Origin of the sequence: Pseudoalteromonas simplex (assembly GCF_015278155.1) — a bacterium.
Lineage (GTDB): Bacteria > Pseudomonadota > Gammaproteobacteria > Enterobacterales > Alteromonadaceae > Pseudoalteromonas > Pseudoalteromonas simplex.
Genome location: NZ_JADILN010000010.1, coordinates 41574 through 64356 on the forward strand (window position 1 = coordinate 41574; position 22783 = coordinate 64356).

General features: G+C 41.3%; 16 protein-coding genes and 1 other RNA gene. 10 read left to right on the plus strand and 7 right to left on the minus strand.

Features of this window, described 5'->3' with window-relative positions:
* Positions 1-4 precede the first annotated feature (4 nt).
* Together cydB and IRQ78_RS16395 are read right to left on the minus strand one after the other, a co-directional pair.
* Positions 5-1144, minus strand: coding sequence for a cytochrome d ubiquinol oxidase subunit II (gene cydB, locus IRQ78_RS16390; protein WP_138599323.1), 1140 nt, complete (start codon positions 1142-1144; stop codon positions 5-7).
* A complete protein-coding gene (locus IRQ78_RS16395; RefSeq protein ID WP_194442693.1) occupies positions 1141-2727 on the minus strand; it encodes a cytochrome ubiquinol oxidase subunit I in 1587 nt (528 codons plus the stop codon). The genes cydB and IRQ78_RS16395 overlap by 4 nt, the downstream gene beginning before the upstream one ends.
* A gap of 421 nt (positions 2728-3148) precedes the next feature.
* Between IRQ78_RS16395 and lpxB the strand changes: the two genes are divergently transcribed.
* From lpxB to IRQ78_RS16425, 6 genes are all read left to right on the plus strand, one after another.
* A complete protein-coding gene (lpxB, locus tag IRQ78_RS16400) occupies positions 3149-4306 on the plus strand; it encodes a lipid-A-disaccharide synthase (protein WP_054553105.1) in 1158 nt (385 codons plus the stop codon).
* Positions 4296-4901, plus strand: a complete 606-nt coding sequence (gene rnhB / locus IRQ78_RS16405) for a ribonuclease HII (RefSeq protein ID WP_194442694.1) — start codon at positions 4296-4298, stop codon at positions 4899-4901. The genes lpxB and rnhB overlap by 11 nt, the downstream gene beginning before the upstream one ends.
* Positions 4901-8392, plus strand: coding sequence for a DNA polymerase III subunit alpha (gene dnaE, locus IRQ78_RS16410; RefSeq protein WP_054553103.1), 3492 nt, complete (start codon positions 4901-4903; stop codon positions 8390-8392). The genes rnhB and dnaE overlap by 1 nt, the downstream gene beginning before the upstream one ends.
* A 16-nt stretch (positions 8393-8408) precedes the next feature.
* Positions 8409-9365: an acetyl-CoA carboxylase carboxyl transferase subunit alpha gene (accA, locus tag IRQ78_RS16415; protein WP_054553102.1), complete on the plus strand. Its 957-nt coding sequence runs from the start codon at positions 8409-8411 to the stop codon at positions 9363-9365.
* 91 nt (positions 9366-9456) lie between these two features.
* Positions 9457-10767 carry a tRNA lysidine(34) synthetase TilS gene (gene tilS / locus IRQ78_RS16420; RefSeq protein WP_194442695.1) on the plus strand — a complete coding sequence of 437 codons (1311 nt, stop codon included), beginning with the start codon at positions 9457-9459 and terminating at the stop codon, positions 10765-10767.
* Positions 10760-11104 carry a hypothetical protein gene (locus tag IRQ78_RS16425; protein WP_194442696.1) on the plus strand — a complete coding sequence of 115 codons (345 nt, stop codon included), beginning with the start codon at positions 10760-10762 and terminating at the stop codon, positions 11102-11104. The genes tilS and IRQ78_RS16425 overlap by 8 nt, the downstream gene beginning before the upstream one ends.
* A gap of 25 nt (positions 11105-11129) precedes the next feature.
* Here the strand turns inward: IRQ78_RS16425 and IRQ78_RS16430 are convergent, their stop codons facing one another.
* Positions 11130-12026 (minus strand): GGDEF domain-containing protein, encoded by an 897-nt coding sequence (locus IRQ78_RS16430; protein WP_054553099.1) that lies wholly within the window; start codon positions 12024-12026, stop codon positions 11130-11132.
* A 147-nt stretch (positions 12027-12173) separates the two neighbouring features.
* Here IRQ78_RS16430 and IRQ78_RS16435 point away from each other — a divergent pair, with 147 nt between their 5' ends.
* Complete coding sequence (locus IRQ78_RS16435; RefSeq protein ID WP_407681625.1) at positions 12174-14138, plus strand: monovalent cation:proton antiporter-2 (CPA2) family protein; 1965 nt, start codon at positions 12174-12176, stop codon at positions 14136-14138.
* Positions 14139-14145: 7 nt separating this feature from the next.
* On the opposite strand, the gene IRQ78_RS16440 is transcribed toward IRQ78_RS16435, so the two are convergent.
* Positions 14146-15291: a patatin-like phospholipase family protein gene (locus IRQ78_RS16440; protein WP_138599329.1), complete on the minus strand. Its 1146-nt coding sequence runs from the start codon at positions 15289-15291 to the stop codon at positions 14146-14148.
* A 134-nt stretch (positions 15292-15425) separates the two neighbouring features.
* Here IRQ78_RS16440 and IRQ78_RS16445 point away from each other — a divergent pair, with 134 nt between their 5' ends.
* Positions 15426-16289 (plus strand): DUF3014 domain-containing protein, encoded by an 864-nt coding sequence (locus IRQ78_RS16445; protein ID WP_166341538.1) that lies wholly within the window; start codon positions 15426-15428, stop codon positions 16287-16289.
* A 136-nt stretch (positions 16290-16425) separates the two neighbouring features.
* Positions 16426-16522: signal recognition particle sRNA small type (gene ffs, locus IRQ78_RS16450), an RNA gene on the plus strand.
* Positions 16523-16945: 423 nt separating this feature from the next.
* On the opposite strand, the gene IRQ78_RS16455 is transcribed toward ffs, so the two are convergent.
* The 3 genes from IRQ78_RS16455 to IRQ78_RS16465 form a co-directional block, all read right to left on the minus strand.
* Entirely contained in the window at positions 16946-17920 is a 975-nt protein-coding gene (locus IRQ78_RS16455) for a transposase (protein ID WP_194442698.1), read from the minus strand.
* 777 nt (positions 17921-18697) lie between these two features.
* Entirely contained in the window at positions 18698-20488 is a 1791-nt protein-coding gene (locus tag IRQ78_RS16460; protein WP_054553766.1) for an ATP-binding protein, read from the minus strand.
* A gap of 332 nt (positions 20489-20820) precedes the next feature.
* The gene (locus IRQ78_RS16465) at positions 20821-21741 is read right to left on the minus strand and encodes a LysR family transcriptional regulator (protein WP_054553765.1); all 921 of its coding nucleotides are present in this window, start codon (positions 21739-21741) and stop codon (positions 20821-20823) included.
* A 218-nt stretch (positions 21742-21959) separates the two neighbouring features.
* Between IRQ78_RS16465 and IRQ78_RS16470 the strand changes: the two genes are divergently transcribed.
* Positions 21960-22775 carry an SDR family NAD(P)-dependent oxidoreductase gene (locus IRQ78_RS16470; RefSeq protein WP_166341530.1) on the plus strand — a complete coding sequence of 272 codons (816 nt, stop codon included), beginning with the start codon at positions 21960-21962 and terminating at the stop codon, positions 22773-22775.
* Positions 22776-22783: the final 8 nt, after the last annotated feature.

Sequence of the window (22783 nt, forward strand, 5' to 3'; positions counted from 1 at the left end):
CTCCTTAGTAGCTACCGTGCGTGTTGTTTTCGATTTCACTGATGGTTACTTTGCGCCACATTTTCACATAGCACCACGTTGTGTAAATAAGAATAAGTGGTACAAAAATAACCGCTGCAATAAACATCACGTTGAGAGTCATATGGCTCGAAACCGCATCCCACATAGTTAAACTAATATTTGGGTTGTTACTCGAAGGCATGACGAACGGGAACATTGACATACCCGCAGTTAAAATTACGCCTGCAAGCATTAAGCTTGATGCAATCAGGGCCATTGCAGGTTTTTGTAATTTAGATAACACAATCGCCAGTGCCGCCATCACGAATGCAAGGGCAGGGAACAGCATTGTTAATGGCATTTTTGTATAGTTATCAAGCCATGCACCCGGTGCCTGCGTGACTGTTTTACCAAGCGGGTTTGCAAAACCTTGAGTATCACCCATGCTAACGATTTTATAACCGTCAATTTGCGATACCCACACACCGGCCAAGGCAAACAACACAATAAACGCCATCAGCGCATATTGACCGTATTGTGCTGAGCGTTTTGCAACCTCTGCATCCGTACGAAGTTGTAGCCACATGCCTGCATGACCAACCAACATCAGTACGCTTACTAAGCCAACAACAATGGCAAATGGGTTTAATAACGCAAAGAATGAACCTTGATAACTGACACGCAGTAGGTCGTCGATATGATAAGGCACGCCCAGTAATAAGTTACCAAATGCCACACCAAATACTAAAGCAGGAATAAAACTGCCTGCAAATAAGCCCCAATCCCAGTTGTTTCGCCAACGTGGTGAGTCTATTTTTGAGCGGTAATCAAAACCAAGCGGTCTGAAAAATAACGCAAATAACACCAGCATCATAGCAAAGTAAAAGCCAGAGAACGCGGCCGCGTATACCATAGGCCAAGCAGCAAATAGTGCACCCCCAGCGGTGATGAACCAAACTTGGTTACCATCCCAGTGAGCACCTATGGTGTTAATTACAGTACGGCGCTCCACATCGGTTTTACCAACTAGGCGAAGCAAAATTGCCACACCCATGTCCATGCCATCGGTCACTGCAAAGCCAATCAGTAATACACCAATTAACAGCCACCAGATTAGTTTTAATGTTTCGTAATCAAAAATCATGACTGAGCTCCTTGGCTTGCAAGTGAATCTGCTTTAGCAAGTTCATGGTGATATTTACCAGTATGAAGCGAGCTTGGACCTTGTTTAATAAAGCGCAGCATTAACCAGCCTTCGACAGCAGCAAGTCCTGTGTAAAAGATAATGAAGCCAGTAATGCTGATAAGTAAATCGTTTACCGTCAGAGATGAGGTTGCCAAGAAGGTTGGTAGAATCTCTGAAATAGCCCATGGTTGGCGGCCATATTCAGCAACAATCCAACCAAATTCAATGGCAATCCACGGCAGTGGAATACTCCATACCGCAGCCCATAATAACCAGCGTTTTTGCTCAATAATGCGGTGCGCGTTGTAATAAAATGCAAGCACGAATACGCCAAGCATGATCACACCGCAACCGACCATAATTCTGAAGGACCAAAACATAGGACCAACTTTAGGGAACGAATCTTTCACTGCTTTTTGAATGTGCTCTTCTGTGGCATCTACCACGTTAGGCGTATAGCGTTTTAGTAGTAAACCATAGCCAAGGTCGTCTTTTAAGCTATCGAATTTTGCAATGTTTTCTGGAGTGTCTTCACCACTTCGAAGCTTCTCTAAGTATTCGTATGCAACCATGCCATTACGAATTCGTACTTCGTGTTGCTTTTCTAGATCTTTAATACCCGTTACCTGTTCATCAATAGAGCGAGTAGCAATAATGCCCAGTGCATAAGGTATTTTAACAGCAGCGTGAGTGACTTGCTCTTCTGAATCAGGAATACCGACCAGAGTGAATGCAGCAGGGGCTTCTTCGGTGTGCCACTCAGCTTCAATGGTTGCGAGTTTAACTTTTTGTACCTCGCCAACTTCGTAGCCAGATTCATCACCAAGTAAAATAACACAAAGGATAGACGCTAAACCAAACCCAGAAGCAACCGAAAACGAGCGTTTAGCAAAAGCAAGATCGCGACCTTTTAGGATGTACCAGCTACTAATGCCCAGTACAAACATAGATGCTGCAACATACCCTGCCGAAACGGTATGAATAAACTTAACTTGTGCGACGGGGTTGAATACCAGTTCAGCAAAGCTGGTCATTTCCATTCGCATGGTTTGATAATTAAACTCAGCCCCTACAGGGTTTTGCATCCAACCATTGGCAATCAAAATCCATAAAGCTGATAGGTTAGTACCTAGAGCCATAAGGAAAGTTGCAGCTAAATGCTGACGTTTTGTTAGTCGCTCCCAACCTAAAAAGAACATACCGACAAAGGTTGACTCTAAAAAGAATGCCATTAAGCCTTCAATCGCCAGTGGAGCGCCAAAAATATCGCCCACGTAGTGAGAGTAGTAAGACCAGTTGGTACCAAACTCGAACTCCATGGTTAGACCTGTCGCCACACCAATCGCAAAGTTAATACCAAATAACTTACCCCAGAATTTAGTCATATCACGATAAATTTCGCGACCAGTCATCACGTAAACGGATTCCATGATCACCAAAATCCACGTCATACCTAAAGTAAGGGGAACAAATAGGAAGTGAAAGAGGGCAGTGATTGCAAACTGCAATCGCGATAGATCCACAAATGTTTCATCTATCATTGTTTAGCTCCTTGTTAGCGAGTGCGGTAGACACGACAAATTATTGGTTATGAAGTTTCAGTAATTATTGAAACTTTGTGAATATTAACCTTGTATCCATTTTAGTCAATAGAAAAATAAGAAAATAAGATTAAATAATTGTTCATCATTTCTACAGATTAGAGATTAAAGCTTAACTTTTCAATCGATTAATTACCTTATCAAAAACTTTTAGCCAGTTTTTATAGAACAAAAAGATTACTCACTTATAGGTATTCTCTCGGCTAAAAAATTAATTGTTTACTTTCTTAGCTGGTTACCTAGGTTAATGAATAAGCACTTATTTAAATTCTAGTATTAATTACTCGTGTGACATTTATCCGACTGCTAAAACACGGTAAACTCATTTTTATTAGTGCCAAAAGTTGCGAATTATCAACGAATGAAAGAACAAACAAAGCCGTTACGTATTGCCTTGGTGGCAGGTGAGTTATCAGGTGATATTTTAGGTGAAGGGCTAGTAAAAGCACTTAAACGCCGTTTTCCAGATGCCATATTTGAGGGGATTGCAGGCCCGCGTATGCAAGCGGCTGGCTGTAAAACATTATTCGATATGGACGAATTATCTGTAATGGGCTTAGTTGAAGTACTTGGCCGATTACCGCGCCTACTAAAAATACGCAAACAATTGGTGCAGCATTTTATCGATAACCCACCAGATGTATTTATTGGTATCGATGCCCCTGACTTTAACTTACGTGTTGAAAAGCCGCTAAAAGAGGCGGGTATTAAAACAGTACAATATGTTAGCCCGTCAGTGTGGGCGTGGCGCGAAAAACGCATTCATAAAATCAGTGCCGCCACTAACTTAGTGTTGGCATTATTGCCGTTCGAAAAAGCCTTTTATGATAAGCACGATGTACCTTGTACGTTTGTGGGTCATACTCTGGCTGATGATATTGCTCTTGAGCACGACCAAACCGAGGCTCGTAATCAACTTGGATTGGCACAAACTGATAAAGTGCTTGCATTACTACCTGGTAGTCGAGGTTCTGAAGTAGGGCTTTTAAGCGAAACTTACATTGAAACAGCGGCGAAATTACAAGCGCAAAATCCTGATCTTAAAATTGTGGTGCCGTTAGTCAATGAAAAACGAAAAGCACAGTTTTGTGAGATTTTAGAAAAAACAGCCCCTGATCTAAAACTGCAATTATTGGATGGTCAGTCAAATCTTGCAATGCAAGCCGCTGATGCCATTTTGCTTGCCTCAGGAACCGCAACACTTGAAGGTATGCTGTATAAAAAGCCGATGGTTGTGGGTTATAAAATTAAGCCATTGAGTTACTGGATTTTCAAAACCTTATTCACGTTTAACATTAAGTATTTCTCGTTGCCTAATTTATTAGCCGATGAAGAACTCGTCCCAGAGTACCTACAAACTGAGTGTAATGTTGAAAACCTATCGGCTGCGCTAACTCCTATGCTTAATACCGATAACAGCGAACTAAAGGCGCGCTTTTTAGCCATACATAAAAACATTAGATTAAATGCCAATGAACAAGCTGCAGCAGCAGTCGCGGAGTTACTAAATGCAAATTGAACGACCGAATGTTAATTATATTGCTGGTGTAGATGAAGTTGGCCGTGGTCCATTGGTCGGTGATGTTGTTACTGCTGCGGTAATACTGGACCCAAATCAGCCAATTGCCGGGTTAGCCGATTCTAAAAAGTTATCAGACAAAAAACGTCAATTATTAGCGTCAGAAATAAAAGAAAAAGCCCTGTGCTATGCCATTGGGCGTTGTAGCCCAACTGAGATTGATGAGCTAAATATTTTACATGCCACCATGCTCGCGATGAGTCGCGCGGTTGAAGGCTTAAGTGTAAAGCCAGAGTTTGTTTTTATTGATGGTAACCGTGTGCCTAGTCAATTAACTGTGCCAGCACAGGCGGTAGTAAAAGGCGATAGCCTAGTCGAAGAGATTTCAGCGGCTTCTATTTTAGCGAAAGTTGCCCGTGACGAAGAAATGATTGAGCTTGATAAGCGTTATCCTGACTATGGCTTTGCAGGTCATAAGGGCTATCCAACTAAAGCGCACTTTGCGGCACTCGAACAATACGGGGCAATTGCAGAGCATCGTAAGAGCTTTAAACCGGTTCAGCGCATTTTGGCGTTAAAAGGAGAGCAACTGTAATGCCTGCGCCGCAATTTGTTCACTTACGTGTTCACTCAGATTTCTCAATGGTGGATGGCCTCGCTAAAACTAAGCCAATTGTCGCTAAAGCAGAAGAGCTGCAAATGCCTGCGTTGGCTATCACAGATCAGATGAACTTATGTGGTTTGGTGCGTTTTTATGGTGCTGCCCATGGCGCGGGGATTAAGCCTATTGTCGGCGCAGATTTTTGGCTCAGAAGCCCTGAATTTGAAGATGAACCTAGCCGAATTACCATCTTAGCGAAAGATAACGAAGGCTATAAAAACCTCACCTTGTTGATCTCTAAAGCGTATCAACGCGGACATTTATTTCATCGGCCTGTGGTTGACCGTGAATGGCTGGTGGAGCACAAAAGTGGCCTAATTTTATTATCTGGCGCTAAAGATGGCGACTTAGGTAAAGCCCTATTAAAAGGTAACCCTGGGCTTATAGAATCGGTCGTTAGCTTTTATAAGCAACATTTTAGCGATCATTATTACATTGAGCTTATTCGTACGGAACGTGCTTTAGAAGAAGACTATTTACACCTAGCTGTTGAGCTTGCTGCAAAAGAGCAGTTACCTGTAGTGGCAACTAACGAAGTAGTATTTTTAAAGCCAGAAAACTTTGAAGCCCATGAAATCCGCGTAGCAATCCATGACGGTTACACCTTAGAAGATAAACGTAGACCAAAACGTTTTTCTGAGCAGCAATACCTTAAAACGGCTGAGCAAATGGCTGAGCTATTTAGCGATATTCCTGAAGCGCTAGAAAACACTGTTGAAATTGCTAAGCGCTGTAATGTGACCGTGCAGCTCGGGACTTACTTCTTACCAGATTACCCAACCGGTTCGCTAAAAATTGAAGACTTCTTGGTTAAGGTCTCTGAAGATGGTCTTGAAGAGCGTTTACAGTTTTTATTCCCAGATGAGCAAGAACGAAAAGAAAAACGTGGCGAGTATGATGAGCGTCTGAAAATAGAGCTCGACGTAATCAACCAAATGGGTTTCCCAGGTTACTTCTTGATCGTAATGGAGTTCATTCAGTGGAGTAAAGATAACAATATTCCGGTAGGTCCAGGGCGTGGTTCTGGTGCGGGTTCATTGGTTGCTTATGCACTGAAGATCACCGACCTCGATCCACTCGAATTTGACTTACTATTCGAACGTTTCTTGAACCCAGAACGTATCTCAATGCCCGATTTCGACGTCGATTTCTGTATGGATAGGCGTGATGAGGTAATTGATCACGTAGCGGCGCTTTATGGTCGTGACGCGGTATCTCAGATCATTACCTTTGGTACCATGGCTGCAAAAGCGGTTATCCGTGACGTAGGCCGTGTACTTGGTCACCCTTACGGCTTTGTTGATCGTATTTCTAAACTAGTACCGGGCGATCCGGGCATGACCTTGGCTAAAGCGTTTGATGTTGAGCCGCGTTTACAAGAAGCCTACGACGGTGATGAAGAGGTCAAAGAGCTTATTGATATGTGTCGCATCCTTGAAGGCTGTACACGTAACGCTGGTAAGCACGCTGGTGGTGTTGTAATATCACCCACCACAATTACTGACTTTGCCGCTCTTTATTGTGATGATGAGGGTAAATTCCCGGTAACGCAATTTGATAAAAATGACGTTGAGACAGCAGGCTTAGTAAAGTTTGACTTCTTAGGTCTTAGAACACTTACCATCTTGCAGTGGGCACTTGATATGACTAACGAGCGCTTAGCTCGTGAGGGTAAAAAGCCCGTTGATATCAACGCTATTCCACTTGATGATAAGCCAAGTATTGAGTTACTGCTACGCGCCGAAACCACCGCGGTATTCCAGCTCGAATCTCGTGGTATGAAAGACCTTATTCGTCGTCTAAAGCCCGACTGCTTCGAAGATATGATCGCACTGGTAGCACTATTTCGCCCTGGTCCATTGCAATCAGGCATGGTAGATAACTTTATCGACCGTAAGCATGGCCGCGAAGAGTTATCTTACCCAGATGCGCAGTGGCAACACGATAGCTTGCAACCAATCCTTGAGCCAACCTACGGTATCATTCTTTATCAAGAACAAGTAATGCAAATTGCCCAGGTACTGGCTGGTTATACGCTAGGTGGCGCTGATATGCTGCGTCGTGCGATGGGTAAGAAAAAGCCAGAGGAGATGGCAAAGCAACGTTCAACCTTCGAAGAAGGCGCTGTTAAAAACGGAGTTGACGGCGAACTTGCAATGAAAATCTTCGACTTGGTAGAGAAGTTCGCAGGTTATGGCTTCAATAAATCTCACTCAGCTGCTTATGCCTTAGTATCGTACCAAACGCTGTGGATGAAAACCCACTACCCAGCAGAGTTTATGGCTGCGGTAATGTCGGCAGATATGGATAACACCGATAAAATTGTTACCTTGGTAGATGAATGTGAAAACATGAAACTGACCTTGTTACCGCCAGATGTCAATGCCGGTGAGTACAAGTTTACGGTTAATCTACAAGGTGAAATTGTTTACGGTATCGGTGCCATTAAAGGAGTTGGTGAGGCGCCTGTTGAAGCTATTTTAGAAGCTCGTAGCGAAGGTGGCCCGTTTAAGGACTTATTTGATTTTTGTGCCCGTGTTGACTTAAAGCGTTTAAACAAGCGTGTTGTTGAAAAGCTTATATATGCCGGAGCACTCGACCAACTTGGCCCAGATAAAACCCAGCCTGGCCGTGCAACCTTACTCGCAAGCTTAAAAGATGCCATGCGGGCGGCCGATCAGCATCATAAGGCTGAGTCACTAGGGCAGGCAGATTTATTCGGTTTACTTGCTACAGAGCCAGATGAAGTTGAACAAGCATTTATTAAAGCCACAGATTTAACCGACAATGAGTGGCTAGACGGTGAGAAAGAAACTTTAGGTCTGTATTTAACTGGTCACCCAATTAATCAGTATCGTAAAGAGTTAAAGCATTATACATCAGGAAGGCTGGTCGATTTACAACCCACTAACCGCGATGTGCAGTCAACGGCTGCAGGCTTAGTGATCTCTGCTCGTACCTTGATAAACAAAAAGGGAAATCGATGGGGTCTTGTAACTTTAGATGACAAGAGTGCCCGTATTGATGTACGCTTATTCCCAGAACAGTTTGAAATGTACCAAGATTTGCTGCAAGTAAACAATATCTTGGTAATATCTGGACAGGTCAGCTTTGATAACTTCTCTGGTGGCATTACAATGACCGCTAGAGACATATGCACCATCGCACAGGCGCGAGAAAAACGTATAAAAGCGATTAAAATGACCTTGAATATGGTGCAGATCGAGGCGAACTTCTTCGATAATTTACAAAAAGTGCTGGAACCTTATAAGTTTGGTACTTGTCCTATTAAAGTATTCTATCAACGTCCGGATGCGTTGGCTGAGATTACTTTAGGAACCGAATGGTGTGTTACGCCGAGTGATGACTTAATTCACAAGTTATCGCTGATGGCGGCGCAAGATGTAGAACTAGAATTTAACTAATTAGGTAGTTTAGAGCATGAGCCTCAATTATCTTGATTTTGAGCTTCCAATCGCTGAATTAGAAGCAAAAATTGAAGAATTACAAAATGTAAGCCGCGCTGGCGAATTAGACCTTGGATTAGAAGAGGAAGTCAGTCGATTAAAAGAGAAAAGTGCTGAAATGAAAGAGAAAATTTTCTCTGAATTAGGTGCTTGGCAGGTTTCTCAGTTAGCCCGTCATCCGTTGCGTCCTTATACTCGTGATTACATCGAGCGCATTTTCACGGAATTTGACGAACTAGCAGGCGACCGTACTTTTGCTAACGACCCAGCTATTTTAGGTGGTGTTGCACGTTTTGAAGGTCAACCAGTGATGGTTATTGGCCAACAAAAAGGGCGTGACACGGCTGAAAAAATTAAACGCAACTTTGGTATGCCAAAGCCAGAAGGTTACCGTAAAGCATTACGCTTAATGGAAATGGCTGAGCGTTTCAAAATGCCAATCATGACTTTTATCGACACCCCAGGTGCATACCCAGGTGTTGGCGCTGAAGAGCGTGGTCAAAGTGAAGCAATTGCGCGTAATCTTAAAGTAATGGCTGCGTTAAAAGTACCCACTATTTGTACTGTTATCGGTGAAGGTGGTTCTGGTGGTGCATTAGCTATTGGTGTGGGCGACCGCGTTAACATGTTGCAATACAGCACTTACTCTGTAATTTCGCCAGAAGGTTGTGCATCAATCTTATGGAAAAGCGCAGACAAGGCACCATTAGCTGCAGAAGCCATGGGTGTAACAGCTGCACGTGTTAAAGAGCTTGATTTAATCAACAACGTAATTGATGAGCCACTTGGTGGCGCACATCGGAATTACGATGCGATGGCGCGTAACCTTAAAAACCAACTTAAGCGTGACCTAGCTGACTTACAAGGCCTTTCACTAGATGAAATGCTTGATCAGCGTTACAAACGTTTAATGTCGTTTGGCTATTGCTAAACACAGCTTAAAATTGAAAAAAGCCGCTTTTGCGGCTTTTTTTGTTTTATAATGCCGATAACACAGACGCTTGTATACTCATTGGTTTTTAATGCAAACATCAGATTTATACCACCATTTTTTAGCACAATTGCAGCCTTTGCTGAACGCTCAGCAAAGTTGCTTTAGCGTTGCCTTATCTGGCGGTGTTGATTCGGTTGTATTGTTACATTTAATGAAGCGAGCTCAACAGCAACACTCAGAACTTAAACTTGAAGCTGTGTATGTTAATCATGGTTTGAGTAAGCATGCCTCTGAATGGCAAGGATTTTGCCAATCGCTATGTGAAGAACTCGATGTGGCATTTAAAGCGGTGCAGGTTGAAATTCATCAGCGCTCGCGTACTTCACTCGAAGCACAAGCGCGAGAGGCACGATACCAAGCCCTCGACGAAAACTGTATGTCAGGTAGTGTAATACTGCTTGGCCAGCACTTGAATGATCAACTTGAAACCTTCTTACTTCGGCTAAAACGCGGTTCAGGCTTACAGGGTTTAGCGTCAATGCAACAACAGCGCTTTTTAGCATCTGGGCGTGTGTGTTTTAGACCGCTGATTAATATTACTCGTGAGCAAATTGAACAGTTTGCTGATGAATTTGCTATTACCCATATCACCGATGATTCAAATGTTGATGAACGCTTTGACCGTAATTTTTTACGTCATCAGGTTCTGCCGATTTTAACGGAGCGTTTTCAAGGGTTTGAAAAAAGTGCAGCGCGTAGTATTCGACTGTTGCAGAAACAGCAATCGCTACTTGATGAATATACGCAAAGTGACCTTGCACAGTGTCAAAATGCGCAGGGTGGCTTAAGTTGCCTGGCAATTGCGCCCTTTAGCCAGCCTAGACAAGCAAACCTTGTGCGTGCGTGGCTGAATCAGTTTACCCATCAACTGCCTTCAGAAAATCAACTACAGCAAATTATTGAGCAAGGTTTAACGGCCAAAGCCGATGCCCAGCTAAAAATTTGTTTGCAAAGCGGTGATGTTCGTCGTCATCAGCAGCATTGGTACTTTGTGAAAGAGCAGGCAATACCTGAGGCGATGGATATAACTTTGCAGAGCATTGTACTGACAGATGGCCGAAAGCTGACCGTGAAACAGGGCAAGGGTATTAGAAAGCCACAGCAGGATGAGCATGTACGGGTTGAATTTAATAGGCCGCAAGCGCGTATCAAACCATTGCATAAACCAGGCTCAAACACCTTAAAGCATTGGTTTAAAGATGCCAAAGTAGCTCCTTGGTTACGTGCGCAGACACCACTTATTTTTTATAACGATCAACTTGTGCAAGTTGTTGGCTACTTTGTTAGTGAGCAGCACAGTGTTGATGATGGAATTCTATGGGAGACACTTTATGAGTGAACAACCACATGTTGGTTTATCACTAGTTAATAAAGCACCACTTGGCTTTTTGCTGTCGGTGTTAGTGGCTGTTATTGCTGGTTTTGCTTATGCAGAGCTGACAATAAATACACTTTTTTATGCACTAGCTGGCGGCCTAGTGTGCTCGTTATTGCTGCTAGGTTACTGGTCAGGCAAAGGCGGTATTTTCTTTATATTGGGCGTGCTTACGCCGCTGGCATTAGTGATGGTATCGCCCCTTACCACTATGGCTGCCTTGCTTTACTTATTAAGCGGCTTCTTCGCTGGTTTTTGGTTAGTATTATTTGGTTATAAACTTATAAACAAAAAAGCCTAGCGGGGGATGCTAGGCTTTTACTCAATTAGTAAGCTCTTGCGCAGTTTCTTCCTGCTGCTTTTGCCTTATAGAGGCCCTTGTCAGCACGGGCAAACACTTCGTTTTCGCAGTCTTGGTTGTTGGCTAGCGTATAACCAATGCTTGATGTTACATCATATTGAGCCATCAACCCTGAGTTAGCAACTAAGCTCATAATGCGATCAGCTATCACCTTATTGGTGGTAAACTCAGGGTCATCGATTAATAATGCAAACTCATCTCCACCAAAGCGGAAAATCGAGTCAGTGCCGCGCACACTACTGCGCAGTACGTTAGCAAATTCTTGTAACACATCATCGCCAATTTTATGACCAAAGTTATCGTTTACTTGTTTAAAGTTATCTAAATCAAGCAACATTAAGCTAAATGGGCGATGTTGACGGCGGCAACGTTCTAGCTTTTGTGCCAAGCTGTCATTAAATTGACTACGGTTATTTAAGCCTGTTAGCGCATCTTTAGTCGCTAAACGTAATACGCGGGTGTACATAAGCGCATTACGTAATGGGTAAACGAGGGCAGTATGAAGCTGCTTTAATTTTGCTTCAATCGCTTTACCCATAGGGAACTGACTAAAGTAAATTAGCTGCCCTAAGCGTTCACTTTCGATATCTAAATCAAAAGAGTACGGTGTTTGGCTGGTATCGCTGCCTGCGCTTTGTGACACTCCGAGTGCAGATTGGAACTGTAAGCCAGATAAGTTGATTAGTTGCTTTGCGTGCTCGGCAAAAATAGTCAAAATTTCTTCGATTGATAACGTGGTTTGTAACTTTGCGACCAAATCGTGTGGACTATTTGTTTCATTTATTCGGTAATGCTCTGCCGAAAACGGCAGAAACTCGCCTCGAGCAGACACCCGCTGCGTCAAAATATGGACATTTTCCATGATAATTCTCCCCCCGGAGTGTTTAGATACCCCCATGTAGCGAGATTTGTGCCATATTTTTAAACTGGCCGAAAAACAGATGGTTGCTATATTTAAAAGAGAAACCAGTTTTGTCACCAAGTCTAGGGAGTTGATTGCTTGCAAAATATGCTGATCCAAGTGTTTGGCTTGCTCGTCGCTGCCGTATTATTTGTTTGGTTTTTCAAGCGAATTGGTTTACCACCCATTCTTGCTTATCTTGCGACAGGTGTACTGGCAGGGAGTCATGGTATTGGCTGGATGGCGCAAAGCCATGAAATGCACTTTGTTGCTGAGCTCGGCATTGTGTTTTTACTGTTTAGCTTAGGGCTTGAGTTTTCATTGCCGCGTTTAATGGCAATGCGCAATATTGTATTTGGCCTTGGCTCCTTACAGGTCGTGGTGACCAGCATAGTGTTTATGCTAATTTTACTGCTGCTAGAGCACAGCCTTTTAAACGGTTTTACTATTGCTAGTTTAATGGCGCTGTCTTCAACAGCGGTGGTGGTGAAGCTACTTAAAGAATCTGGAGATTTAAACCAGCGCCGCGGCCAGTTGGCAATAGGGGTGTTGCTGTTTCAAGATATTGCTGTTGTCCCTCTGCTCATTGTTTACCCCTTGCTAGCCCAAAGTGGCTCTGAAGAAATTGCCGGTGCATTGGCTTTTGCACTTACTAAAGGTGCTTTAGTGTGTATTTTATTGTTCGGCATAGGTAAATGGATTTTGCCTAAAGTGTTTAGCGAAATAGCGCTGGTAAGAACCGATGAGCTATTTATGCTAACGACTTTATTGGTTGCCTTGTTTGCCGCAGGCTTGACTTACCTATTTGGTTTATCGATGGCGTTAGGCGCATTTTTAGCAGGCATGATGTTAGGAGAAAGCCATTATCGTCACCAACTAGAAGCCGATATTAGACCATTTCGCGATATATTAATGGGGCTATTCTTTGTGACTGTTGGTATGCAGCTAGATGTGCTTTATGTACTTAATAGTTGGTACTGGATCATCGCGGTATTAATTGGTTTATTGCTATTTAAAATAGCGGTGCTTGCGATTGCTGCGCAAGTGATGGGGGAGCGAAAGCAAGATGCGGTATCAGCGGGTATTATGCTTTGGCAAATGGGGGAATTTGGTTTTGTGTTAATTGCACTTGCTTCTCAGCATTTGTTAATAAGCTCAGAGCAAGCTTCGTTTTTAATTGCAGTTGGCGTGCTTTCGATGGCGCTAACGCCTTACTTAATTGAAAAAACACCGCTTATTCTCAAAAAACTTGGCCTTTTAAGCCATACAGGACAGTACTGGCAGCAGCCTGCGACAAGTAGTCCTTTGTATCAAAATCATGTCGTTATTTGTGGTTTCTCCCGTGTTGGGCAAACTGTTGCGCGCTTTTTAAAGCCAGAAGCAATTGAATACGTCGCGGTCGAAAGTAACCCTATCTTATTGCAAGAAGCGAAAGCGGCTGGTGAACCAGTTATATTTGGCCATGTGAATCAAAAAGATATTTTAAAATCAGCGGGCGTTGAGCGTGCAAGGTTGGTGATTATTACCTTTACTGATTTTGAGCAAACGCAAATAGTTGTTGATGCCATCAAACAAATAGCACCTGATGTAAAGATATTGGTACGAATGCGCGATGATACCGAAATGGAAACGCTTAAAGAACTCGGTGTTACTGAGGTGGTACCAGAAACCCTTGAAGCAAGTTTAATGTTAGTTTCGCATGTACTTTATATGTCTGGTGTGCCGATGACACGGATCATACGCCGTGTTAGTAAAGAGCGGCGCAACCGTTATAAGTTCTTAAATGGCTTTTTCACTGGCGATAAACTCGATGGTGAAGAGGCCAGTTCAGATAGGCTTGAGTATTTACATGTTATAGCTCTGCCAGAACACGCTTATGCGGTTAATCAGAAAATTAGTGAGCTTAAACTTGAGCAGCGCCGTGTGTCGGTTAGAGCGCTGCGCCGACAAGACCGTGAAATTGACGCACCTTCATCACAAACTATTTTATTGGCAGGTGATATTTTAGTGTTGCAAGGTAAGCCTCGCCGAGTAGAGCGGGTAGAACGGTTTTTACTCGACGGTATGGAGTAGCTATTAGCTACTCCAGCTCTAAGAATTTACGAATTTCAGGTAGCTTTTTAAGGCCATCTTGGTAGCCAATTTCAATGAGCTTTTGGGTATAACGTTTTTCAAACAGTAAGTAGCTCGTTAAACTCGATTGCGAACGTTTCTTCACGCCTATCATGCGTAGTAACACTTTGATTGCCATAGGCATGTCATCATAAAACTGAGCTGCGATTGCATTAAAGTTTTGCGATGGATTGATCACGCAAGTTTCAATTTGTTTAAGCTCTTGGTGTTTGTCACGGGCAGGTAATAGGCTCAGCGTGCGATTGATACGTTGTAAACGCTCTAAATCAGACTGTAGCGTGTCGGTAAAGACGCTATCGAGTAAGTGGCCTGCAATATTCGAAAGGCCAGGGTAATGAGGCTGATAACCCGGCGGATGCAATTCTTTTGGTTCATCAACACCAATAATAAAGATTTTTTCAGCACCTAAATGAACCGACGGACTCAGTGGCGAAAGTTGGTGAATAGAGCCGTCGCCGAAATAGTGGTTATACACATTCACACTTGGGAACACCATAGGTATGGCACTCGACGCCATTAAGTGCTCAACATTTATGCGGGTTGCCTGTCCTTCACGTTTTGCTCTGCGCCACGGCTTTTGTGTAAGTGACTGAAAAAATGCCACAGAGTCACCTGTGGTATAGCTCGAAGCAGTAATCGATACTGCATCTAGGTAATTTTTATGCAGGTTTCGTTCGATACGTGATAAATCGAGTATTTCGTGCAACAGTTTTCGCAGCGGCTTATTGTTCAGCAAACTCGCTGGTGGGTGATTTATATGTTCAGATTGAAAACTTGTAAGCATGTTGCGGGTAATATGCAAAAACACACTTAAAAAGTCGCTTTTATAAACCTGAGAAGTCGAAAAGTTTTTCCACACCCATTCAAGTTTTTTGCATGCTAAATGTGCACAGGATGCATAACATGCTAATGCAGCGGAATTAATTGCGCCAGCTGATGTCCCATTAATAATAGTAAAGGGCAGCGGTGCTGTACGAGGCATGCTTTGAGTTATCGCTTTAAGCACACCAACTTGATAAGCCGCTCGCGCGCCACCACCTGTTAGTAATAAAGCGATTTTAGAGTGTTGTGTTTTTTTTAACTTACTGCTCATGGTTGCATTTAAATAGTTGTGCGTCTTTACTTTATTTATCAACTGTAAGTCTTTAAGCTAGAAGAAGCAAAGATTAGCTCAAGGCTAAATGGTTTTTTCGTATTTTTATCTGTTTTATTTTTAAGGGAGTGTCTATGTCAGAGCATTCGTCAGAACCTGAAGTACAAAAGGGTTCATCAAATAACAACCTGATTTTTGCGGTGGTTGTGCTTATCCTTGTTGCGGGTGTGGCAGCGTTTATTTTATTGAAGCCTGAAGATAAACCAGTGCAAGTTGTTGAAGATATTGTTAGCGAACAAGCGCCAGTTGTTGAGTATCAAGAGCCAGAGCCTGACCCAGAACCTGAAGTGACAGAGCCTGAGCCCGTTGTTGTAGATACTGCACCAGAGCGCACTCCAGAGCCAGTTCCAGAAGTTGAGCCACTACCAACGTTAAATGAAAGCGATGAAGTGGTTGTTGCTCGTATGGATGAGTTACTAAGCGACCAAGTGATGAGCTTAATGGTGACTGATGATCTTATTCGCCGTGGTGTTGTGTACGTTGATAACATCGCAAAAGGTAAAGTGGCAGTTAGCCATGCACCTGTAGAACGCCCTAAAGAGTCGTTTAAAGTTATTGAGGGCGATATCTTAACAATCGACCCAAATAGCTATGAGCGCTATACACCTTACGTAAAACTATTTACTAGCTTAAGCGCTGCTCAAGTTATTCGTATGTATGATGAATATAAACCCCTTATCAGTGAAGCTTATGCAGAAATTGGTTACGAAGGTGATGCATTCACAGGCACGTTAGAAGAGGCGATTGATGTACTGCTTGATACGCCAGAGCCAAAAGGTGATATGCCACTCGTTCGTAACTCAGTTACGTATCAATATGCTTACTCTGAGTGGGAAAACTTACCCGATGCGCAAAAACAATTGCTGCGTATGGGCCCAGAAAATATGAAGAAAGTGAAAGCTGCGCTGCGCAACATTAAAGCTGAACTTGAAAAGTAAGCGATAACCCCCTTAATGACAGTGCGATTGTATACCAAGTATGCAATCGCACTTTCTTTTTCGAATACCCCTTGAATAACTGGCTAAAAGTAGAGATAATCCCTCCCGCGCCAAACAAGGCCCTCAATGGTAGTCTTATTGGTCCTCTCGCAACACTAGCAGGTGAATCTGGTCAGGCCCGGAAGGGAGCAGCCACAGCGTGTGATGTGTGTGCCGAGATGCGGCTGGTAAGACTGCCACCCAAAATTCTATTTGGGTGACTTATTTCATTTAAATTCCTTTTAAATTTTTTTAGAACCAATCTTTTATTCTTGTATTAATCTAACTTTCTTTGAGATTTTTATTTCTTAAGTTATCAAGACATCCACTTTAAGGTTATCTAGACACCCAAGTTAAACAATATAAATTCCGGCTCAATGTTGATGATTTGATTGAAGATGACACAGCTGGTTAGGTACAGGTAATAAAGTTATTCGGACACCCACTTTTGTAGGTATTTTAATAACTAATTTTAAAGCCGACTTGCTTAGTCGTTCTAAATTAATTTACAGATAAATGTTATGTTTAGGTGATTCTGTAGACATTGTCTGATTAGCGCCTGATTTGGGCAAGCTTAGCTCAAAGGCAGACCACTTTAAACATTTTCGAGTTTCGGTTTAGGCAAATAGTGCACGACTAGTGCTAATAGAGCTTCTTCGTTTTCGTTTCATGTGATTCGTATAATCGTTGATGGCTTGTTCTTTACCCGCTGTATTTTTAAATGAGCGGGTAAAGGAAGTGGTGAGTGTAAGCCAGTTGTCAGTACAAATGTTTAGTCTTTCAAGTATTGGTAATGCATCTTCTGGGATGTTCCCAGGCTTATTTTCTCGTATTGAGCGGCCTGTCCAATCTACAAGTTGCAGATATGTCTTGAGCTCAAATGGTAGTCCCTTAGGCGTATGTTTACGTGGTTTACCTGCAAAGCGCATAAGTGATTTCGGTTGCTTATTATTTTGAGCTGCATTAATTCTAGATTTAATACTGGTGTAGTCAGATTGCTCAGGTAAATCAGCCGCTTTTGATCTAACAGGATTTAAATCTACATAAGCAAGGCAAGCTGCAAGAGCTGCTTCATCTAGTAAAGCTTGTGATTTAAAGCGACCTTCCCAAAAGCGTCCTTTGCACTCATCTTCTTGATTTGCTTTTCGTGCAATACTCTCATTAAGAACGCGCATAAACCAACTAATACTTCTGAGCCGTTCTCGATATAAATTTACTCTGGCATTAACCGCAGCGAGCTCGGTTTGTGTTAGCAATTCGCCATTTAAGAATCGTTGGCAAAGGAATGTGCTTTTGAATAATTTGTGCCATCTAATCAGAATCGCTTTATTATTCAAACGATTTGCTTTTGCTATATCAATATGAAGTACTAGATGAGTATGGTTACTCATAACTGCGTAAGCACAAACATCAATACAAAATATACGACCAAGTTGAAGTAGTTTCTTTTCAACCCAATCGCGCCTGTGTTCATATGAACGACCAGTTAGTGGGTCTTGCCCGCACAAAAAAGCGCGACGAACACAACGTGAAATACAATGATAGTAAGGCGTGTTTGAAACGCTAATTAAGTTTCTACGAGGGGTTGCCATGCTCTTCTCCTCCATGAGTTGAACACAATAAGCTTAGCTGTAATTCTAAAGAGTGAGAAACAGAAAGTAGTTTATTCACTTTTTCGTTAAACAATTGACAATTTGTTTCGCAAGTAATCTTAGGTTGATTATACTTTAAAAACTAGTAGGTTAACTCGAAATCATAAATGTTGACTTGCCAGAATCCCAACATATAAGTTTCTTTATTTCTAGCTCTTTTAGTATGTTGAGTAGTTCGGTTTCAGAAAGACAGCAGTTCTGTTTTAGGTTATCTATAGAAATTTCTTTATTAGAGTTGTTAACTTTTGAGGCTAACATAATACGATAAATTAATTTTGACTTGCGATTCATAATGCACTCCCCACATTTGCATAGCATTTTATAATAAATTGCTACTCTCTAATTTGTTAAAGCTTGGTTTTGTTGAGGAAAGGCATTGCAAGCTTCCTCTATATAGTTTCATTACAAGCAAATTAGATGTGTTTATTATTAGATTTTATGTGTGTTGATGATTTTTTCGACTATGAGCGATCTTTTTCGCTAAGTCAAATGCAATTGATATGCTAATTTTACCAAAAGTGGGTGTCTAATTACGTGATGTCTCTAGTCCTCTCTAAAGTAGGTGATTAATTATCTTTAAACATGGGTGTCTTTTTATCATTTCTCAATTAATTATCTTTAAACATGGGTGTCTTTTTATCATTTCTCAGACACTAGCTGTTGGGATTTAAACTGTTAGTGCTGGAGTCATGTGCTCTAATTATGGGGCCGTTTTTATTAATCAGATAAGTTTTGGCTGTGCTGTGAAATGGCATTATTCAAGGCTTCAAAGAGCAGATGTTTTTCAACGGGCTTACCAACATGGCAGTAAAAACCACAGTTCTTGTATTCAATAATATTTTCTTTCATGACATTTGCTGTTAACGCGATTACCGGAGTCGTAGGGTTTAATGCTCGAATGTGTGCACAGGCTTCAATCCCCCCCATTTTTGGCATTTGGATATCCATCAGGACGAGCATAGGGTTTATTTTTTTAAATAAATCTATAGCCTCTAGACCATCTTTGGCAAACTGAACATTGGCATTTGTTTCGGCCATTAAGGATTGAATGACCATAGTATTAAGTGGGTTGTCTTCAGCAATTAGAACTGTTTTACCTTCAAGATTGGGAACATCAGTTATATGGGGGCTTTCTATGATTTGCTGCTGCTCTGCTATTTCTAGCGGTAAAAATATGGTAAAGCGTGTGCCTTCGCCTAATTTACTATCAACGTCTATAGTACCTCCCATCCGTTTAATTAAGTTTGTTGTTATTGACATGCCAAGGCCTGTGCCGCCAAAGCGGCGTGTAATACTATTATCAGCCTGTTGAAAGCGTTGAAAAAGATTTGCCAAACCTTCTTCACTCATACCTATTCCTGTGTCTAATACTTGTAACTCGATACCTGGGATTAAGTTTTTTACTTTTTTCTTTACAATAACTTGTATACCACCTTGCTCTGTGAATTTCACAGCGTTAGAAACTAGGTTTAAAATTATTTGCCTAATACGAACAGGATCACCAATCCATATATTTTCGACATTTTTGTCTATATCAATGTTTAGCTCGATAGACTTTTCGTTACAGATAGGTAAAAAATCAGAATTTATAGATTCAACTATTTTTATCAAAGAAAAGTTAACATTTTCGATTGTAAGCTCGTTCGCTTCCATTTTAGAAAAGTCTAAAATATCATTAATAATAGTAAGTAATGATCGGCATGAAAAAAGAGCTTTTGAGACAATTTCTATGTTTTGGGGCTTTTGAACATTAGGTTGCAGGATTTGTAGTAAACCCATAATGCCATTTAAGGGGGTTCTAATTTCATGACTCATATTAGCAAGAAATTCTGATTTAATTCTTGCCCCTTCTAATGCTTGATCAGTTAAAGCTTGTTGCTCTTTATATGAGGTAGATAGCTTTTTAAAGTAAAAGAGCAAAATACCAGCCAAAAGTACAATCGTCAGAATATGAACTGTATATGCAAATTTAAAGTTTTCATTTATCGCCACACTCTTTTTCTTAAGCATGGTGTTTACGTGGCTTTCAAAGTCAGATAGGGCTGCAAGGGCTTTCGCATCATCAACTTTTACAATGTCGTCAATAGCTTCACTAGAAGCGCCTTGTTCAATCATTTTGAGCGCTAAATCAAGCTTTTCCTCATAATTAGCTAGGGTCGTTCTTACACCGCCGAGAGCTTGCTTGTCGTAATTTTCTACAGCTTCTAGCTTTTCTAGTATTACTTTTATTTCGTAAATTTCTTTTTTTATACTAGGGAGGTAAAGATCAACATTTTTTCTTAAAATTAGATTTTTAAAGTGGTGTATAAAGCCACCATATCCTAACCTTTGCACCAAGGTGTCATGTAAAACATAAACGTTGCTTGCAGTATTGGAATAATCACGCCATTGGTTATCAACATGCTTGTAAAAGAATAATGAAGTCACTGTTAGCAGAATGACTAATATAATCACAATTACCGCGTTTACTCTCAGCCTTGTTTGAGTTTTCTTTAGCGATTGAGTCATGAGTCTTGTACCTACTAATTAGTAACTTTAAGCATAGCATTTAAAAAGACAATCTGTGACTTTATTACTTAAGTTTTACCTATATCATTATTTAATAATACTTAATTATGTTTTATGTAAGGCTATTGCTACCTGTGTTAAGAGTTTCTGATTTTCGACTGCATGGATACAGAAGGGAGAGCAATGCGGGAGCAATTGCCGAAAATAACTAAATAATGAAATTTTTGCTTTGTTATCAACGAGGTTTTATTGCCTCAAAATAGTCTACCTAATTAAGCGCATAGGTATTAGTTTTTGCTATTAAATCGTGTAGGGTGCTCATAATAGAGTAATCATTTTTTATTTATCGTTTCCCACTCTGGCGAGTTACCTATTTTTTCGACTAAGAAATCTATAAGAACTCTTACTTTAGCCGTAAGTACATTTGATTTCGGGTATACAAGCCAGATAGCGCTGTTATCACTTATTTGATAATCAGGTAAAACTCGAATTAAAGAACCTGCTTCTAGCTCAGTATGAATATTCCACAATGAACTCATACAGATACCCACGCCAGCTTTTGCTGCTATACGCATACTTGCGCCATCATCACACAAAATGCGTGGCTTACTTTTTTCAGGTGGAAAACTAAAATGATCGCTGCAATTAGGGGTAATTAACTTGCGGGGTTTGGTATTTAAAAACACTAATAATTGATGTCGGATAAGCTCCTCAGGATTCCTCGGAGTGCCATTACGAGCCAAGTAGTCTGGTGAGGCACACAATATCCGAGTGTCTTTGGCAAGGCGTCTGCAAATCAAGCTACTATCTTCCACAGCGAGGTTTCTCAGTGCTAGATCAAACCCTCCTTCAATTAATTTAACTTGGCCATCTGAGAGCATGAGTTCAAGGTTTATATCTGGGTAGCGGTCTAGGAATTCTGGCAAAATAGGCATGATAAAGCGCTGCGCAAACGTACTTGATGCAGCAAACCTCAATGTTCCGCTAATATTAAGGTTACCTTGTCCTAAGGTTGCAAGCGCGGCTTCTTGTTGAGCAAGGATCTCTTTGGCATAAGGTAAAAACTCCATGCCAGCAAGTGATAAAGTTACTTTCCTTGTCGTTCTGTGGAATAGGTCTGCTCCAACTTGCATTTCTAATTTGGCTAACCAGGCACTTGCTACAGATGGAGTAAGGCCCAGCTGCTCGCCTGCAGCACTAATGTTGAGTGTCTCAGCCGCTAACACAAATAGTTTAATGCAATTAGTGTCCATCAATTATCTCGAAAATCAGAATTCTGATTCTTTTTATACGTTATTTATTCGTTTTATCCAAAGCCTTAAGCTTTATTTGTAAAACTAAACATGACAAATGCAACTAAAGGGGAGAGTTTCATATGTGAAAGTAAGCCGTATTTATCAACTGCATAGCAGTGATGAATTTATTTCTTTGACTAACTTCACTGACCCCTTATTAAAAGGAATCATTATGTATGCCTAAAACAATTCTATTAACAGGCGCTACAGATGGCATTGGCCTAGAGACGGCAAAAAAACTTGCTTCATTAGGTCATACGCTTTTACTTCATGGTCGTAGCCAGCAAAAGCTTTTACAAGCAAAAGAGTTGATAGAGGCGCTTTATAGCGGTGCAAAAATTGATACGTTTTTAGCAGACTTATCAGAGCTAAAACGGGTGGTTGAATTAACCAATCAGATCAAAGCTAAATATTCACATATTGATGTACTGATCAATAATGCTGGCGTTTTTAAAATAGCAAATAACCTAGGCGAGGGTGGTCTAGATGTACGCTTTTTAGTGAACACGATTGCGCCTTATATTTTGACCAAAACTTTATCTGCTCTTATGAATGAAAATAGTCGCATAGTGAACCTATCTTCAGCGGCGCAAGCACCGGTTAGTATTGCAGCACTTAAAGGCTTGCAAGCATTGTCTGATAGCAGTGCTTATGCGCAAAGTAAATTAGCGCTAACTATGTGGACGCTACAATTGGCAAAACAATGGGCAGACAATACTCCTTCTTTAGTGGCAGTTAATCCAGCCTCTTTTTTAGGAAGCAAAATGGTTAAGGAAGCATATGGTTCACAAGGAAAAAATTTGGCTATCGGGGCTGATATTTTAGTTAAGGCTGCGTTAAGTGACCAATTTACAGGTATGACTGGCCGTTATTTTGATAATGATATTGGTGCATTTTCGAACCCACATCCAGATGCGTTTGATACAGCAAAAAATACTACTTTGATTATGGCGATGGACGAAGTTTTAACTCGTCTAGATGTAAAAATTTAGAGTTTATT